The sequence below is a fragment of the Flavobacterium sp. PLA-1-15 genome, assembly GCF_049060005.1.
In the GTDB taxonomy this organism is placed as follows: domain Bacteria; phylum Bacteroidota; class Bacteroidia; order Flavobacteriales; family Flavobacteriaceae; genus Flavobacterium.
Genome location: NZ_JBMGQS010000014.1, coordinates 1 through 18,230, shown reverse-complemented (window position 1 = coordinate 18,230; position 18,230 = coordinate 1). Strand labels below are relative to the sequence as shown.

The 18,230-nt window shown below is 40.3% G+C and carries 11 protein-coding genes and 1 other RNA gene; 2 read left to right on the top strand and 10 right to left on the bottom strand.

Going from position 1 to position 18,230, the window contains the following annotated elements; all coding sequences use genetic code 11:
• Positions 1-64: 64 nt before the first annotated feature.
• From ACI6PS_RS09640 to ACI6PS_RS09630, 3 genes are all read right to left on the bottom strand, one after another.
• Positions 65-1,729, bottom strand: a complete 1,665-nt coding sequence (locus ACI6PS_RS09640; protein WP_421012354.1) for an MFS transporter — start codon at positions 1,727-1,729, stop codon at positions 65-67.
• A gap of 282 nt (positions 1,730-2,011) precedes the next feature.
• Complete coding sequence (locus ACI6PS_RS09635; RefSeq protein WP_421012353.1) at positions 2,012-2,917, bottom strand: LamG-like jellyroll fold domain-containing protein; 906 nt, start codon at positions 2,915-2,917, stop codon at positions 2,012-2,014.
• Between the two features lie 190 nt (positions 2,918-3,107).
• Positions 3,108-4,331, bottom strand: coding sequence for an NAD(P)-dependent oxidoreductase (locus ACI6PS_RS09630; RefSeq protein ID WP_421012352.1), 1,224 nt, complete (start codon positions 4,329-4,331; stop codon positions 3,108-3,110).
• Between the two features lie 290 nt (positions 4,332-4,621).
• Here ACI6PS_RS09630 and ACI6PS_RS09625 point away from each other — a divergent pair, with 290 nt between their 5' ends.
• Together ACI6PS_RS09625 and ssrA are read left to right on the top strand one after the other, a co-directional pair.
• On the top strand, positions 4,622-5,827 hold the full coding sequence (locus ACI6PS_RS09625) for a serine hydrolase domain-containing protein (protein ID WP_421012351.1): 1,206 nt from the start codon (positions 4,622-4,624) through the stop codon (positions 5,825-5,827).
• Positions 5,828-5,906: 79 nt separating this feature from the next.
• Positions 5,907-6,304, top strand: a transfer-messenger RNA (tmRNA) gene (gene ssrA, locus ACI6PS_RS09620).
• A 460-nt stretch (positions 6,305-6,764) separates the two neighbouring features.
• Here ssrA and ACI6PS_RS09615 read toward each other — a convergent pair.
• From ACI6PS_RS09615 to ACI6PS_RS09585, 7 genes are all read right to left on the bottom strand, one after another.
• On the bottom strand, positions 6,765-7,022 hold the full coding sequence (locus ACI6PS_RS09615; protein ID WP_421012350.1) for a hypothetical protein: 258 nt from the start codon (positions 7,020-7,022) through the stop codon (positions 6,765-6,767).
• A 9-nt stretch (positions 7,023-7,031) separates the two neighbouring features.
• Complete coding sequence (locus tag ACI6PS_RS09610; protein WP_421012349.1) at positions 7,032-8,966, bottom strand: OmpA family protein; 1,935 nt, start codon at positions 8,964-8,966, stop codon at positions 7,032-7,034.
• Positions 8,967-8,976: 10 nt separating this feature from the next.
• Complete coding sequence (locus ACI6PS_RS09605; RefSeq protein WP_421012348.1) at positions 8,977-9,915, bottom strand: type IX secretion system membrane protein PorP/SprF; 939 nt, start codon at positions 9,913-9,915, stop codon at positions 8,977-8,979.
• 7 nt (positions 9,916-9,922) lie between these two features.
• A complete protein-coding gene (locus ACI6PS_RS09600) occupies positions 9,923-11,164 on the bottom strand; it encodes a gliding motility-associated C-terminal domain-containing protein (RefSeq protein WP_421012347.1) in 1,242 nt (413 codons plus the stop codon).
• A gap of 238 nt (positions 11,165-11,402) precedes the next feature.
• Positions 11,403-11,912 (bottom strand): hypothetical protein, encoded by a 510-nt coding sequence (locus ACI6PS_RS09595; protein ID WP_421012346.1) that lies wholly within the window; start codon positions 11,910-11,912, stop codon positions 11,403-11,405.
• 13 nt (positions 11,913-11,925) lie between these two features.
• Complete coding sequence (locus tag ACI6PS_RS09590) at positions 11,926-15,954, bottom strand: hypothetical protein (RefSeq protein WP_421012345.1); 4,029 nt, start codon at positions 15,952-15,954, stop codon at positions 11,926-11,928.
• A 179-nt stretch (positions 15,955-16,133) separates the two neighbouring features.
• Positions 16,134-18,230: hypothetical protein (locus tag ACI6PS_RS09585; protein WP_421012344.1), on the bottom strand; the 2,097-nt coding region annotated here is incomplete at its 5' end.

Here is an 18,230-nt window from a genome sequence, read left to right as displayed (position 1 = left end):
CAAAAAAAAAGGTCTGTACAAGATTTGTACAGACCTTTTTACCTTATATAAACTACTAAACTAATTAGTGACCACCATCTGCTTCGATTGCATCAACATCGATGTTTTGTTTCTTTAAAATTCCCTTTACAGAGAAACCATAGAAAGCGATATATGCAAAACACAAAACTGGAATAAAATAAGATTCATGGATACCGATGATGTCAGAAATTTTTCCTTGAAGGGGCGGGATAATCCCACCTCCTAAAATCATCATTACCAAGAAAGCTGAACCTTGAGAAGTATATTTTCCTAAACCTGTAATTCCTAAAGAAAAGATTGCCGGCCACATGATGCTGCAGAATAATCCACCGCTCATAAAAGCGTAAATCGCAAGAGTTCCTGTTGAAAACAACCCAATCATCATTGCAATCATTCCAAAAACTCCAAAAATCATTAACGTTTTTGCTGGTTTATCCTGACCCAAAAAGAATCCTGCAATTTGGATTGCAACAACTGCCGCATAGGCATAAAGGGGTGTAATGTCTTGTCCAGAAATATAATTTACAGCAAGTACTACTCCAAATGCCAGATAAGGAACGATTATCAATAAAATTTTGCGCAGGCTATTTGAAGGATTGAAAACAGAAATTGCACCTGCCCAACGACCAATCATCATACTTCCCCAATACATTGAAATATAGGGAGCGATTGCAGCACCTTCAATTACACCAAAAGCTGGTGTTCCTAATAATTCTGCTAAATTACTTTGGATGGTAACCTCAACTCCAACGTATGTAAAAAGCGCCAACATTCCTAAAACCAGTTGAGGATAACGCATTGCGCCCCATCCTTCTGGCGATTTTTGGGCGGCCTTGTTGGCATAAAGCAATCCTATTACAATTACCAATAGTGAAGAAACGGTTAAAGATAGTCCGAGGTAATCTACTTCTTTATTTTCCACAAATCGAGTTATAAACTCAGGATCCTCATAACGAGAAAATATGTAGGCAAAAATAGCAATCATGGCAACAGTTATGGCAATCAAAACATTTTGTGCTTTTTTTGCTGGTTCAAATGTTGAATCGCTTTTTCCTGCTGGTAATTTTTTTGAAAAGAAGAACAAAGCAGCTGCAATTAGGAACAACGCGCCAACAGCCATATAAAGTATCTCCATTTTGTCAAGAGAATCAGCTTTCTTTGCAAACTCTTCTAAATTTACCCCAGCAACAACACCAAAAAGTGCAATTGAAACAACAATAGGACCAATTGTAGTTCCGAAAGAGTTAACTCCCCCCGCTAGATTTAGTCGGTTTGAGGCTGTTTGAGGCGATCCTAATGACGCGGCAAAAGGTTGCGCTGATGTTTGTTGCAAAGAAAATCCTAAGGCTACCACAAACAAAGCCGCAAGAATCAATGCATAGCTTCCTTGCGTAACTGCAAAAATCATAAATGCGGCGCCAAACGCACTTACTATTAAACCATTGATGATTCCTTTTTTGAAACCCCAAGCATTTAAAATATCTTTCTTGGCAATACCGCTAAATATGAAGAGTAACAAAGCACCAATATAATAAGCACCGTAAAAAGCAAAATCAATCAACTGACTTTGGAACTGGTCAAGACCGAATTTAATTTTACAAAAGGGAATAAAAACACCATTTGATGCTCCTATAAATCCCCAAAAGAAGAAAACTGTAATTAGCGTATAAAGCGCTGAATTATTAGACTTTGTTTGTTCTGAATTCATAAAGTTTTTGGTTAATTGTTTTAGTTATGCCAATAATCATTTCACACCGATTGATAATTATTTCAAATGTTGCGAAAATCTCAACATACTGTAGTGAAATTAATGATAGTGAAAAAAAATATTTTATAAATATCATTTATATAAAATTCACTTACAAACGAAATCAAAATAAGTTATTAACGAAAACGTTTTCTTAAGGCTTTTGAAGCACATTATTTGTCAGTATTATATCGTTTGCGACAATAGGATGGAAAGCTCAATACCATAAGTTTAAGTAGAGCATTATCTTCCAGCTTTTTCTAGCTCATACAAAGCCGTTATTTCAGTAGAAGTAAGAGCCTTTTTCCATACACGAATTTCATCAAGTTGACCGTTCATTGACTTTTGCCAAGCTTCTCCCGTACCTGATACTACAGTTGCAAATGTCCCGATCACAGGTTTTGTAGGAGTGAAGAAATTTAGAGGTAATGGATTACCCTCGTTTTTTGATTCTAATTTGGCATCTGAAATTTTTATTCCATTGGCAAATAACTGAAAAAAGCCTGTTTCTGCATTCCAAATGGCCACATAATGAGCCCATCTGCCTGAGTTTTTATTAGCAAAGGGAGTGTGCCCATCTGCCAATTCTTCCTCTGTTGCTTTTATCTTATTGATTACCTCATAATCATCTGCAGTTCCACTTTCATTTTTAATTTGGACAAATCCTTTTATTGTCAATGAATCGTTTGTAGCAGGTTTCCATCCCGTTTCAGCCATAAGATTAATATTGCCTGCCCAATGATCTGGACGCCCCAAAGAAAACATCATTGTTTGATGACCATCGGCGCCTCCATTATTGGTGATTTTCCCCCATAAGCTGATCGACATACTCGGGAGCGTTGATGCCAAGGCTTCAATTTCGGGATAAGCCAGATATCCATTTGTAAAAGTAACTCCCTGCCCTTTTATACCTTCTGAATAGGTTGCACCTACAGAAGAAGAGGGACTTGTGTTTGATTTAATTTCAACACCATCTCCATTTAGGGGCCAATAACCAACCAAATCCTCCATCGCAATCTCATCAGCCGTATTAAATCCTCCTATCGGTGGTAATGAAATTTTGTTGCTGTCGTCGTTACCACATGATGTCATTACAGTTATACCGAAGCCAAAAGCCATCAGATAACTTAAAAATTTATTTTTCTTCATAAAAATTTCCTATTTAGATTTGGCAAGAAATCAAATATATTGAGGATTTTAATCATTCAAGGTGGAAAACACAATTCGCTAGAGCCACATTTTATTTGAATTCATTCTCAAAATTTCCTACATTAATCTTCAAATATAATTACATTTTTTATTTAATCAACAGAAATGCCCAGAAACAAAAATGTCCCGATTAATTCGAGACATTTTCTAATTTATGATCGTTTACATAATCTTGTAAATATTTGAACCTTTCAGTAAGTTTACCATCTTCTGTAATTTTTGCCCTTTTTAGGATACCATCCTTATCACCATTGAAGAAAGCTGGAATTACGTGCTTCATAAACATTTCTCCAAAGCCTTCGCTTGCATCCTTTGGCAACTCGCATGGTAAATTGTCTATTGACATCACCACAATAGCACCAGGATGGAAAACATCTACCTCCTTGTCTTCGCTTGGCAAATATCCAAATAGAGGTTCTGCAATTGTTGAAGCTTTTATGGTACAAGCTATCGGACCATCTACGTCACAGGAAATATCTGCAACAACCTTAATCTTACAATCATTTGCACGCAACATATCGCGAGACAGAATTACCGGCGCATCGTTCCCGTAGAAATGACCTGCCATAAAGATATCTGCCACCTTTGTGAAACGCTCAAAATCGGAAGTATATGCTGTAGGATTTGTATAAAAATCTTTCTTATCTGAAGGCGTACCGTCAATACGTTTATTATAGTCCAAAACATCTATTTGGACAAATACTGGCTCAGAATATATCTTGGTAAGGAAATTTTCTACTGAAACTTCTTTAATTTTCATCGCCTGAAGGATTTCCTTTGCTCCATTTCCGACTTTACCATTACCGGTCAGTACAATCTTTATAGGAGGCAAGACTAATCTTCTTAATCTTTCTACAAGGGCCTCCATACCGGATAGTGTTTCTGCTTTAGGAATGTTAAACAATTCAAACTTAATACCAAAAGCCCTGATGCCATTGTATGCGCCAACTATTCCTGCATACCTACCAAAACCTATCAGTCTTTTGAAATTTACATCAACAATTGTTTCATGATCATATAGGTCAATTTTCTTGTCTAAGATTGCTCTTAGCAATTCCCTATTATGCACCTGCTTTTTTATGGTATGCGAAAAGAAAAAATATTTTTTGTTGGGAATCAACGCGCCAATTGGCACTTCCTTAACTCCGAACAACACATCGCAATCCGAGACATCAGAAACCACCTCAATTCCCAAATCAGAATATTGTTGGTCTGTAAAAATTCTAATATCAGAGCTTTCTACCTTTATTTCAGCTTCTGGATGTTGCTCCTTCAAACGGAGAAGCTCCTCAGGGGTAAAAACCACCCTCCTGTCTGGGGGACTTTTTCTCTCTTTAATTATTCCAAATTTCATTATCGTGTGTGTGTTTAATAGCTATAAATCAATACCTTGAGAAATTAAAATTTTCAAAAACAATACAGCGCAGGGATTTTCACTAGTGTTTCTGAATTTGTTCCAAATGTAACATATATATTTTTGAAGTCAAAAAAATAATTCTTAAAAATGAAAAAAAAATATTTTTCATAAGTTCTGAAACAGAATTAGTTAAAAAATATTGTAGTCTTAGCTGTTAAGCTTTCTTTAAAAGTGACTTAGGTAGTTTATCCATTTTTTTATATTTGTGGTTCATGTACCCTAAAAAGATGAATTACAAGCATACTCTATATATATCATTTTTATCTCTATCAGTTGTTCTAGTTTCCTGTAAAAAAGAAAACAGGGATATTGCACAAAATGATACCTCAAAACAAGCAGACACATTTCCTCATATTGAACCAGATTCAAGGAAGCTCAAAATACCGACAGCCCAATTCATCGATGAAAAGAGAAAGACTATCGATGGCTTCTATAAAAAGTATTGGGAGAGAAATAAAGTTAGTGGGAGTTTCCTTGTGGCAAAAAGCGGCAAGGTTATTTACGAAAAATACTCTGGTTTTTCCAATTATGAAAATGAGGAAACTATTACACAGGATACACCTATACATCTAGCTTCTGTAAGCAAAGTATTGACCGCTGCTGCAATCATGGAACTAGTGCACGCAGGCAAATTTACTCTTGATCAAAAAGTTAGCACCATTTTAAAAACTTTTCCTTATCAAGACATCACCGTCAGAATGTTATTGAACCACAGGAGTGGGCTTACTAATTATGCGTATTATTTTGATGACAGGCAAAAATGGAACCACAGTAAGCTTCTGACCAATCAAGATATTCTGGATCTTTGTGTGAAATACGAAGCAGGACTCGATTTCAGGAGTGATAAGAAATTTGCCTACTGCAACACAAATTACGCCATGTTGGCACTCATTATCGAAAAAGTTACAGGAATGCATTATGCAACTGCTATGAGCAAAATTATCTTCGAACCTTTGGGAATGCAGCACAGCTTCGTGATTGATTTTGAGAAAGATATCGATAAAGTAAGTCAATCCTATAAGGGAAATTACAAAAAATATGAACTCAACCATCTGGATCAAGTATATGGCGACAAAAACATCTATTCCACACCACGGGATTTGCTAAAATTTGATCTTGCCATCTCTTCTCCCGACTATTTAACACCAAAATTAGTTGAAGAAATATACAAAGGCTACAGTTATGAGCGTCGCGGGACGCGAAATTATGGTCTAGGGATCCGTATGCTTGAATGGGAAGATGATACAAAGCTATTTTACCATAACGGATGGTGGCATGGAAATACTTCTTCCTATGTTAAACTTAAAAAAGAAGACGTAGTCATTATCGCTCTGGCTAACAAATACACAACTATGACCTATAAATCGTTCCATTTGGCTACTATCTTTGGCGATTATCCTTTAAAAATTGAAAAAGGAGATTTAGGAGAATAATTCAAATAAAATAATGTAGTTTTGTGGCTCGATTTTTGGAATACAGCAATTGCTGTTTTTTTGGAATGAAAAACAAACTGGGGTCGACTGGTTTTGACAGCAAGTCGAATTGAACAGTAAGCACGCCGAGAACTGGGACAATTCTCGTTAATAAATGGTTCCAACACTTTTACACGGCGAAAATAATTACGCTTTAGCTGCTTAATCCGAATTATAGTACGATTTGCCTAGTTCCTACAAGGTAGGAAAGCTAGATTCTCCTTGAAAGCCTTGGTTTGTGGCGTTCTTCAAAGGGGAACCGTAAAAATAAACCTAGAAACAGTTAAGCTTCGGAACTGTTTTGACAACTTAGAAGATAAGCATCTGGTGGCTGTTTCTGGCCAAGCCAAATGACGAAAATTCAATCAGTAAATAAGCGTGTAGAAAGCTCTTTAATTGCTTGTTTGGACGGGAGTTCGACTCTCCCCGACTCCACAAAATCAAATGGCGCTATCTTTTTAGATGGCGCCATTTTTAGTAGTTAGCTGCCTGCACGGGCATCCTGATTTTATAAAGTAGACATATACATTTTTAGAAAGCTTAATTATTATATTTCTAAAAAATTGGCAATCCATCCGAAATCATCTTCTTTACACCTATTACACAGACCCCTTGCAAATTATCACGAATTCTATTCACATTTTCTGAAAAGCTTAATGATGTTTTTTCTCCTTATAAAAAAAGGAATAGTAATTCTATTCCTTTTAATAATCCTTTTATAAATTCAATTTTTCTAAGCTACTCGCTGATTTGATTACTTATTATTCATTGCCATCAAGGAAAGGGTCTGGCTACATAATTAATTATATCTAAAAACCCCAAATTCTTAAACATCGTACCCCTTACTGCTACCCTTTCCTGACAACAACTTTAGCAATTTTCCCCAACCCATGGGAAACTAATCTGCTTCCCTCATCTGTCTTTTCTTTTCCTCCGTATCAAGCCTGAGGGTATATTTTAATTTTCGCAATTCCTCTTCATACTTAACGATGATCTCTCTCTGATCGCTGATGTGCTGCAGCAGCCCTTCGATGATATTTTCAGTGTCGAGCAGTATTTTGTGTGATTCAGACAATTCAAATTCAGTAAGCTCAGCCACTCTTTGCCTGACAGGTGCCGCCGTTTGCTTCTTGAATAGATTCTTATACCATTCCATAAAACTTCCTTATAGCGACAATATTATAAATTCGCTTCTCCTGTTCAGCTGATGCTCCTCCTCGGTACATTCCACCCCATCCTTGCACTTGTTGATCAACTGTGTTTCTCCATATCCTTTTCCGCTCAGCCTCTCTGCTTGGATTCCCTGCCCGATCATCCATGCAATGGTCGACTTGGCCCTCCTGTCTGAAAGTGTTTCATTGTATCGGTGTGTCTGGCGGCTGTCCGTATGGGAACGGACATCTACTTTCATCATAGGATTTTCTTTCATCACTTCTACAATCTTTGCAAGATCGAAGGCGGCATCCGGGCGGATGTTCCATTTGTCCAGATCAAAATAGATGATTTTAATTTTAAACACTTCTGCCAGATCGTCTCCCACTTTCACGGGCGTTACCGATCTCTCCAACTCAATTTGCAAAACAGTCTTACCCGATTCCTTACCCATCACTACCATCTCTTCCGTAGTGTTGTATTCTATCTTTTCTGCCCTTACGTAATAGACCTTTTTACAATCCAACTGATTGAAGGCATATTCACCTTTTGGTCCCGAATAGGTCTGTGCAACCATTTCCATCTTATCGTCAAAAAGGGTCACTCTTGCATCTGCCAAAATCATACCGGTCCCGGCATCCGTCACCACACCCTCCAACAGTTGCTCACAGGTTATCTTCCTCAATTCCCTGAACTTGTAGATGTCATCATAGCCAAGTCCGCCTTCCCTGTTGGAAGAGAAAAAACCTACCTGCGTCTTGGTGTCAATCAGGAATCCAAAATCATCCATCGGGCCGTTTATTGGCTTTCCAACATTCATTACCCTTCCAAAACCGCCGTCTTCCATCTTGGACACAAATACGTCCAGTCCTCCTAGGCCGGGATGGCCATCTGATGAAAAATAAAGCTCATTATCGTTTGAGATGAAGGGAAATGTCTCCTTGCCTTCCGTATTGATTGCGTTTCCCAAATTGACTGGCTCGCCAAAAGTCCCATCAGCGTTAATGGCCACCTTGTAGATATCGGACTGGCCCAATGTTCCGGGACGGTCCGAGGCAAAATACAATGTCTTTTCATCAACACTCAAAGCGGGATGCGCATTGCTGTACTCGTTGCTGTTGAATGGCAGTTCCACGACATTCCCGAAGGCACCATCCTTCAGAGTGGCCCTGTATAGCTTCAGAAGCGTAGAGCGCTTGCTGTCCTTCTGTTTCCTTCCATCATTATAGTTGTTTCTGGTAAAATACATCGTATTGCCATCATTGGTGAAAACAGGCGTAGATTCATTGAACCTGGAGTCAATATCAGATGAGAATTTTTCAGGCTCCTGAAGATTTCCATCACCATCAACAGCTGCAGCATAGAGGCTGGTAAAAGCCTGATTGTTCCACTTCTGAATTCTCCTGCCTGTTCCCTTCACAACGCGTGAACTGGCAAAAACAAGCTGATTTCCATAAAATGAGGTCCCGTAATCCGACTCCTTGGAATTTATACCGGCATTTTCCGTAGCAAATCGGCCTGAATTTTCTTCTATTACTTCGAGATAATTTTTATTCCTTTCATATAGCGCCGCCCTGCTGTCATTGCCACTCTTGGAGTTGAACAGATCAAGCATCTTATTGGCCTCCTCATATTTTGATACTGATTTCAGCGATTGCGCATAGCGATAATAATATTCCGGCTCAACCTCCTGTTTCATTGCAAACAGTTCACGGTACCATTTCTCTGCCTTGTTCAATTCTGCATTGAAGTAATAGGCATTGCCTAATTTCTTGAACATCCCGACATCCTTGTAGCCTTTTTCTGCAACACGCTCGTAAGTCTTGATCGCATCAATGTAGGCATAGTTTTCATAGTCCCTGTCGGCTTTTTTGAGCTTCGCATTTTGTGCGCCAGCATTGATGGAAGCAATAATAAAAATTGCTGTATATAAGTAGTTTAATTTCATAACTGTCGCTTTAGAAGAATCGTGGTGAAATGATCTTGTCATAATTCTTGAACAATTCAAATCTAAGAAATATTTCGTGAGAGCCCGAATTATAATTGGCCAGCTTCGTCGTTTCTGCATCGTAGGAGTAGCCTGCCAGCAGTCCATCCGTGATCTGGAAGCCCACCATCCCGCTCAGCGCCGCGCTCCACCTGTAGGCCACACCTGCAGTGAACTTTTCATAAAAAAGGAAATTCGCCGAAAGGTCTACCTGCAAAGGCGCCTGGCCAACCGCCTTCACAAGGAACGACGGCTTGAACTTTAAATCGGGTGAAAGGTCAAAGACATGCCCCCCAATCAAATGATAGTGCATTCTTTCTTTTGCAACCGAATTTACCTCGCCGTCAAAATGGCTTGTCTCAAGGAAGTTCGGAACCGACAATCCCACATAGGTGTTTTCGGAATACCAGAACACACCCGCACCGATGTTCGGCGAAAAGCGGTTGTCGATGTTGTACTGCAGTTCAGGATCTCCAGCCTGCTGGGTCAATTTCGTAAAATCAACATTCAAGAGGTTTGCAGTGGCCTTCAATCCAAATGCCAATTTGAAATAATCTGAGGTCGGCACCGTATAGGAAATGTCTATCGAGATCGTGTTCTCATCCGACGGGCCTATCCTGTCGTTGACAAAAGAGGCGCCAATACACACATCGCTTCCGGAAATGGGCGTGTGCAGCGATACCGTGTTGGTCACCGGCGCGCCGTCAAGCCCCACCCACTGCGTCCTGTGCATCGCAAAGATGCTCAAGACCTCCCTGGATCCTGCATAGGCCGGATTGAAATTCACCGGATTGTACATGTACTGGGTAAACTGGGAATCCTGCTGGGCAAAAAGCGTCCCGGAAGCCAACAGCAACACCAGTCCGAAACACCTTATCATTATCTTAAATTTATTCATTTCTGCTATCATTTGTTTTTTATTCAGTTTGAAGGTACAGGTAACCCGCCTTCCTTTTGGTATAATTGTTCCCTGCGTCCTGCACCTTGTAGTTCAGGATATAGAAGTAGGTTCCCGTAGGCAGCTTTTTTGAACCATCAATCGTTACACGGCCATCAGAATATCCCCTGAACACATTCCCATTGGTATCATATTTCTTGGTCTCGAAAACCTTCACCCCCCATCTATTGTAAACCTCCACGCTGTTATCTGGGTAATTCTCAAGACAGTCTATAAAGAAATAATCGTTCTTTCCATCATTCAGGTCCGGTGTCACCGCATTGTAAATTGTGACACAGTCCGGATTGATCGTTTTCACCCTTGCAAGTGTAAAAACACCGTAGCCCGAAACCTCAACAGCCGTGGTAACAGTCCTTGAAGCCACATCTGCCACTCCTCCTTCATCCACCCATCTGTTCTGGACTGCATCCCATCTCACAATGTGGATGTCGCTTTCAGGCGATGCGATGACGTTTGCGGGTGTGGTGTTTAGTTCATCCCAGCTCAATGTAAGCAGGATATCCGATGTGCCCCCGTCCTTGGTTAGCGTCCAATATTCCCTGTTGTTGATCATCTCTATTTCCGGCTGCTTGCTCGTATGCGGGTACAGCCCGTTTGAATTTTCAAAGAAGTACTTTCCAGTAAAGGTAGAAGCCGTTTCCGCTGGTGCTGAAATCCTAGCATAACGGTAAAAATTCTTATCTCCGATCGGATAGATAAAATCTGTACTTCCATTCTTGATTACCTTGCCATCCACATGGCTTCCATTCCATGTGTTGGTATGATCGGCTTCTTGTTCAAATGAAATGCTCCCATCAAAATCGTCATTTTTCACTATTCCTTGATTGAACTCTGCATTGCCCGAAATACTTATGTCTCCTGACAACTGGAAGGCCGGTTGAGCTGACTGATTGTAAAACAGCACGTCCTTGAATTCACTCGGCATAAGACCCGATATCTTCTGTACGGCAGTTCCCTGAAAACGTGTATAGCCATCAACCGCAGGCCCCGGTGTAAAAGTCACCAATCCGTCGTTATTGAAATTTGCATACACGTAGAACTCACCGTCGTTTACAAAATCCCCCGTAGGCCTGTTGTCAAAATCAAAGAGCGTGCTCACGACCGTGCCCGGCATCACCACCATAGTCCCCTCATTCACTGTCTGGGCATTTACCAATGCAGTCAAGAAAATCAGAATTATAGAACTTATAAACGTTTTCATATTTTTATCTTTTTTAAAATTAAGGAGGATGACATAATGTCCAAATTTAGAAGCTTTACAGGGACAGGCGTCCAATACTTGTAGATTAAATTCTTCTCAATATGTCATCTCTCCTTGATGCCTAGTATTTTAAATACCCCTAAGTAAAATACAGTATATGAAGCAAGGGTGCTTCAATTTCTACGTTCAGCATGTATGAAGCAGGGCTTCAGAGTAATTCTTTATATATCTATATTTATTATTTCCAATAATTCCAAACCGTCCCGTCAAAAACGGCCAAAGCCTTTCTTGTAGTATCATAACACATCATACCGGCATAAGGGCTTTTTACATTCAAATGCGGATTGGCTACTTTTGGCAAGACCAATGCCTTATTTGCCGCTTCCAAAACCAATACTCCATTTGCAGCTGTAGTTCTTGCTCCAATAACAGTCTGTTTGCCGTTATCGACCGTACCGCTGTAAGGAACAACATTCGTTATATTTCCACTACCCGATAGTTCTACCCAGGTATTGTTCTGACGCATTTTTATCTTGCCGTCATTCTTGTCCAACAAGAATGTTCCATTGGCAAGAGAAGAACCTGTTGGCATTGTTTCAATTGCTGGCAAGATAATGCCTTTGGTAGTTCCCGAAGCAAATTCAAGAACAGCCGATGTACTGGTCGTCTTGGTTTCTATACCTGTCTGGGCATTGACGCAATTGGCGAATCCCAAACTTAATACGGATAACATTATTATTTTTTTCATCTGATATAATGTTTTAATTACAATCTTTTGCCAAACATTTCCAAATCATTCCATTGTATAGTTTCACGCAACTTGCGGAAATGTCATAAATGAGCATGCCTTCTACCGGAGTGGCGATCGCACTGGTATTCGCTACCCTCGTAATTACAAAACCTTGATTTTTTGATTCAATAGCTACAAATCCATTCGGTACGTTTTGTGGCCATCCGTTTGCAGTTGTACCAAAACCAGCAAGATTAGAGATTCCTGTTTGCGTATAATTATCTGGTGTTCCTGCAGTTGGCAGGTTCATACAGCAAAGATTGATTAAAATATTTGTTGAATATCCAATTCCTTGTCCAACATCACCCCCGATATCGGCCGTACCTCCGCTGTTTACCAAGTTAGGCACACCATTGTTTACATTTGGTGTAGTTCCTACACCGCCGTTTGCAGCAACATTAATATCTCCAAAAACCCTAAGATGGGACGCTAGTACGTTTTCATCCCCTTCAAAAGCATCATAACAGCCATCACCATCAGAATCTACATCTAGATAATCCGGTGTACCATCTCCGTCCGTATCACAACCTTGTGCAAAAAATGAATACGATATCAAATCTCCACCTCCACTGCTTAAATTGCTTCCCACAATTCTAACTGCTTTTATAAGCGTATTTCCTATTCCTTTCAAGTAAATATCCTCTCCACCCAAAGCATCTGGATTAGGTAGAGCCTGAAATGAAGGGATTCCGGTTAATTCATTATAATCAACTCCAGCTTGTCTTCCTGCCAAGGTTCTAATAAATCTTCCTTGCGGATTTTCAAATCCTACTCCCAATCCAAAATCTACATCTATCTTGAAGGAAGCCAATGGAGAAAAAGTGGCACCAACATTAACATCATTGATCATTAATCCAATTTCATTTGCCGGCACAGGTGTAGAAAATGTAATCACATAAGATGCAGCTGTGGCTGAGTTTCCAAATCTTTGATCACCACCATTCTGATTAACGCTAAAGCTTACCTGAGGATCTGCATCTGCAAACTGTACGGTACTTTGTGTGGTATTCGGACTTGCTGTCACGGTAATATTAGATGATGTCCTTCCTTTCCAAACTCCCGAAACATTATTAGCAATAAATCCAATACATTCATTTTTATCTAAGATACCATCGTTATCATCATCTAGATCATCTTCATCATGGATACCATCACCATCACTATCGGCTATTACCCTAAAAGTAACCGAAGCAAAACTGACGTTACTGTCTAAAACCCCATCCGTATCTTTATCTACAATTTTGTAAGAGTAAGTATATATGCCTGGTTGTACGCCTGCTGGTACCGTAATAACACCTGTCTCAAAAACAATGTTGGCATTTGCAGGCACCCAAAGCGAATAGTCAAAACCTACACTTCCAGGCGGCAGGGTAGAGATAATGGTACCATTATAAGTATCGTTTGCAAATACAGATGGAAATGTTTTTTGTATCCCATAAGTAACTGGCGTTGCGGTATAATCATCATCTTGAGCACAGATTGCAACATACACCACTATTTCCTTTGTTGGTGAATAACAATTATTTACCGAATCGAAAAAGGCGGCATAGTATTTTGTGGTGCCTGTTAAAGCAGTTACATTAGCAATTCTATTTGCATTTGTTGCCGGCGTTGCGGTATGCCATGTTACAACTGCTCCACTTGGAAGTGTTGCTGTAGGCACCAATACACTTAAGTTTGCCGTTTGCCCTGCCCCGCACAAAATGTAATACGCACTGTTTGTTTGTGAATAAGATGCTCCTGTAGCGTTATAATCGTTAAAGTCTGGCGAAACTGTCCCCGCACCACATATAGTAATTGTAACAACATTTGAAAAGGCAATACATCCGCCGGCACTGGTAACAACCGCTCTGTAATATCTAGTTGCGGTTATCGACGTCGGTGAATAATTTGCCGTCGTAGCACCAGTTCCAGTTGTCGCATTAGTAAATGTAGTATCGTTATCAGAAATTTGCCATTGTATGGTACCTGTTGCTCCAGTGAGTGTAAGCGTTGCGGGTGCAGTCCCGGATTGAATTACTTGATTTGCTGCTGCTGTACCTGCTACCAAAACCGGATTTGCTGTAGCCGATGTGCCAATAGCCTGGCCTGCACCAGCAATAGTAGGCACGCCATAACTCGCAGAACCTACCGTTGTATTAACAGTATTTCCTAAATTCTGAATCATAGGCTGATTAAATGTTCCGCTTGTGGCGCCCGTATTTCCACCTGGCATTGATGAATCCACCAAAGTAGTTAGGTTTGCTGCACCTTCAATAGCATCCGGACACCCGTCATTATCAGAATCTAAATCTAAACGATTAGGTATGCCATCTCCATCGGTATCACATTCCACAAGCCCAAAAAGCCTAAAATCATCATGCCCAAACGTGGCCGCATCGCTTCCTGCATTATAAAAATATACTCTAAAAGTGTAAGTTGTATTAGGTTTTAAATAGAGCGGCTGAAGAGTATTGTAGACCAGATCGAGTCCGGATGACTGAGGAGCATAACTAATAGGTCCGTGTACAGCAGTATTACTACTAAAATCATTATCTGAAACACGAAGGGTGTAGCTATACCCCGTATTATCCCAACTGCTTGAAATTCGATAATACCCGACACGGTCAATAATGATATGCTTATCGCCAACGTTAACTTTATATTCTACATAGTCGTTTGCAGAGATAGCTGCCGATTCACTAGTTGTACCGGCGCCAGTAACAAGCTGATAATTGTCGGGCGTTACCCTGGTTCTTGTAACACCACTTCCAGGCACACTATTTTCTCCCATCATAAAACCTTGGCCAGCTGGCTGTATAGTTGGCCCAAAAACATTTACACCATTTGCCCAAACTATCATATTTGCAGATGCAGTAGTACATTCGTCGGTATCCAAAATGCCATCGTTATCATCGTCCAGATCTGCGCTATCCAATATTCCATCACCATCTGAGTCTGTACAATCCTTACTGAAGTTGGTGAAAGCAGTTCCTGTACTGTAGCATCCTGAAGTATTATTTCTCGCGTATAAATAGAGGCCTGTGCTTGTTGATGCGGCAGTTATAGTATTTATTTTTGTTGCCGCAGTTGGATTAGTAGCTACCGTATGCCATTCGTAGCTAACACCAGCAGGTGCTGTGGGTGTTGCAGTTGTTAAGTTTATTGTATTTGCCGGGCAGGTATGATTTAAAAAGACGCCATTTGGTGCTACTGCATCTGGAACTAAATTGGGTAAGGTTACATTGATTATTACAGCATCACCAGGAGTAATTCCACTGGATGTAGAATTACTAATCCAATTACTAATATTATCATGTCCTTTAATATACAACTTAAAAGTGATTGATGTTACTCCGGTTTCATTAACCATGAAACTACCATCTAAAAAATTTGAAGTGCTCATCACAGACGAAATGTAATTATTGCCTACTAAAGTAACCCCCGCATCGCCACTTAACCTAGTAAGCGTTTGCCCTGATGAAACTTCTGCCTGTAGTGAAAAATAGTGTGTTTGAGAGCTTGATATGGCACTGCCTCCACCAAAGTCAGCAATGTTTATGATGGGATTATCAACAGGTTGATTAAATGAGATGGTCAAGTCCCCATAATAATAGGTTCCTGTTAAGCTTGCGTTGCTGTTATGAAGTGCTCTGGTAGCTAAAAACAATTCGACACCATGATTCGCTGTCAAACTTATTCCCGAACCAACATTCGTTGGACCACTACTAAAATTTGTTGCAACAGCACTACCAAATGAGCCTAATGTTGGATACAAAGCTGTGGCGGCAGAACTTATCGAAGCACCGAAAGCAATACCATTAGCATAAACTCCACTTAAGCCAGACACCCCTGTATACTGCTGATTAGAAATACTGTAAGTAGCTGTAACCGTAGGAGAATAGTTTGCAAAGGTAGTCCCAGAAGGATTGTTAGTATTGTTACGGAATGTAATAACTTGATTTGCCGTTGTTGGACCATTCCCCGTAGGATTGGTTGCACCAGTAGCACTAGCAGTCATTTCTAGTTGTACAGGCCTACACACTGGTGTTTGTGCATAGACCTGCATAATCCCTGCAAAAATCAAAATTGTAAAAAAACCTATATGCTTCGTTAGTAAACGTAACAAAAGATCTCTTTCGTTTAAACGAAAACTGTAACAACTGCATAGAATGGTCTTATGTATTTTAAACATGGTCATTATTTATTTCCAGTCAACAATTTTTCTAACTTCTCCAATCTTGATTTAGTCTCTTCAGCATCTTTTTTCAACTGTTCTATTTCAGCCTGCTGTGCCTCAATCTTATCTTTCTGTTCAATCGTATGGATATACAACTCCTCGATTTTCTCCAAACTTTGGATGGTCAGTTTCGTCATATCAAAGGTATATCCGTTGCTTGCCTTTTTCAAATCATCAATAGATTCAACCCCTGGCAAGTGATGATTTGCCTTGATAAAGTCCTTAACATAATTCAACGATTTGAATTCATAGTTAGGATTGATCTCAGAGTTGCCTAAGAAATATTTCTCGAATACATAATCGGCATATACACTGTTCGTGGTATAGATTTTTCCTGTTGTAGAGATATCACCCGCCACGTGGAATTTTGGTTGTACTGTTGCAGCACCTACTGAGAATGATGGAGCACTTGTAGCACCAATGGCAACATTACCCATTTGGTAGATGTGTTGTCCATTACCAGTCGCTTTAACATTCGTTACCATTTCATTCCAAGGCTCCTGTACCAAATTAGCAGTTGATATCGTTTTCAATTGACCTCCCGTGCTAGATACAATAACCGCATCTGTTGTAGCGCCAGTTGTTGGTAATCCTGTTATATTTAACGGATGGGTTGTTACTCCATTTACAGTTGCAATTGTGGTCGTTTTATTTAATGTACCTCCCAATTCAATTTCATTAGTAGTAGCATTTTTATTTAGACCGTTATTTGCTAAACTCAAACTTGCCGGATTTGACCAAACCAATCTATTATCGGTTGCACTCATCGTCATAACCTGTCCTGTGGCTCCATTACCTAAAGGAAATCTATAACGGCCTGTTAATGCGCCTCCAGTATTATGTTGCTCAAAAGTTACTCCTTCGGCTTTTTTAATAATTATTTCAGTTCTATCACTATCATTCACATTAGTTGTTACTGCACTAGAACCTGCATGGTAAAGCAATAATCCGTTTGCGCCATCAGATTTAACCATTGCTCCCCAATTAGAAACATGTTGGTTAGCATATAAGGCAAACCTGCCATCATTTCCATTCAATTCTAAAGTTGCTTGCTTAGCCTCACCACCGTGCTTAGAATAAACGTTTACTGAATTTAAATCTAAGATAAAATTAGAAATTTTAGTTGGTGCTAGATAATTATCAATGACTGTAGCACTTGCTCCTGATTGGCTAGCACTGATAGAATGAGCTTCTCTTGTAGTTGGATTAATCCAATAACTTCCAGAACCTTGTACTAGGAGCGGACTATTTACTTCCATTCCTACTAGATTTCCATCCACAGTTACTATTTCAGATTTAAAGTCACCTTTCACTTCTAATTGTTTAAGCGGATTACTAACTGTCGTAAAATTACCTATTCCTACTCTACCATTCTGATAGATATGATCAGTATTGAGAGTTGCTTGCGCAGTTCCTCCTTGAACCCTCCACGGTTCAATTGCCAAAGCACCCAAATTAAGAACATTTGAAGCTTGACCATTGATAGTGGAAGTTAGATTGGTTCCTGACAATCCCAATACATTCGTATTAATGATATTAGCAGTAGGACTAATTCCATTCACTGTACTCGTTAATATATTGCCACTTGAACCCATAGTATGGGCAATGGTCTGTGGTGTCGATGGACCTGCTGGACCCTGTGGACCTTCTGGACCTGTTGCTCCTGTTGCTCCTGTTGGCCCAGCTGGACCTGTTGCCCCTGTCAATCCTATCGGACCTTGAGGACCCGTTGCCCCATCATTTCCTGCCGGACCTTGCGCTCCAGTTGCACCCGTTAATCCTATTGGACCCTGTGGACCAGTGGCTCCAACTGCTCCGTCAATACCATCTGCTCCGGCTGGACCTTGTGGACCCTGAGGACCTGTGGCTCCAACTGCTCCGTCAATACCATCTGCTCCGGCTGGACCTTGTGGACCTTGTGGACCCTGAGGACCTGTGGCCCCAACTGCTCCGTCAATACCATCCGCTCCCGCTGGACCCTGTGGACCCTGAGGACCTGTGGCTCCAACTGCTCCGTCAATACCATCTGCTCCGGCTGGACCTTGTGGACCTTGTGG

Excerpts from the sequence above, each read along its gene's own strand:
- ACI6PS_RS09600 (WP_421012347.1), bottom strand. The coding sequence starts at position 11,164 with ATGAAAACGTTTATAAGTTCTATAATTCTGATTTTCTTGACTGCATTG.
- ACI6PS_RS09595 (WP_421012346.1), bottom strand. The coding sequence starts at position 11,912 with ATGAAAAAAATAATAATGTTATCCGTATTAAGTTTGGGATTCGCCAAT.
- ACI6PS_RS09590 (WP_421012345.1), bottom strand. The coding sequence starts at position 15,954 with ATGACTGCTAGTGCTACTGGTGCAACCAATCCTACGGGGAATGGTCCA.
- ACI6PS_RS09615 (WP_421012350.1), bottom strand. The coding sequence starts at position 7,022 with ATGGAATGGTATAAGAATCTATTCAAGAAGCAAACGGCGGCACCTGTC.
- ACI6PS_RS09630 (WP_421012352.1), bottom strand. The coding sequence starts at position 4,331 with ATGAAATTTGGAATAATTAAAGAGAGAAAAAGTCCCCCAGACAGGAGG.
- ACI6PS_RS09635 (WP_421012353.1), bottom strand. The coding sequence starts at position 2,917 with ATGAAGAAAAATAAATTTTTAAGTTATCTGATGGCTTTTGGCTTCGGT.
- ACI6PS_RS09605 (WP_421012348.1), bottom strand. The coding sequence starts at position 9,915 with ATGATAGCAGAAATGAATAAATTTAAGATAATGATAAGGTGTTTCGGA.
- ACI6PS_RS09640 (WP_421012354.1), bottom strand. The coding sequence starts at position 1,729 with ATGAATTCAGAACAAACAAAGTCTAATAATTCAGCGCTTTATACGCTA.
- ACI6PS_RS09625 (WP_421012351.1), top strand. The coding sequence starts at position 4,622 with ATGAATTACAAGCATACTCTATATATATCATTTTTATCTCTATCAGTT.
- ACI6PS_RS09610 (WP_421012349.1), bottom strand. The coding sequence starts at position 8,966 with ATGAAATTAAACTACTTATATACAGCAATTTTTATTATTGCTTCCATC.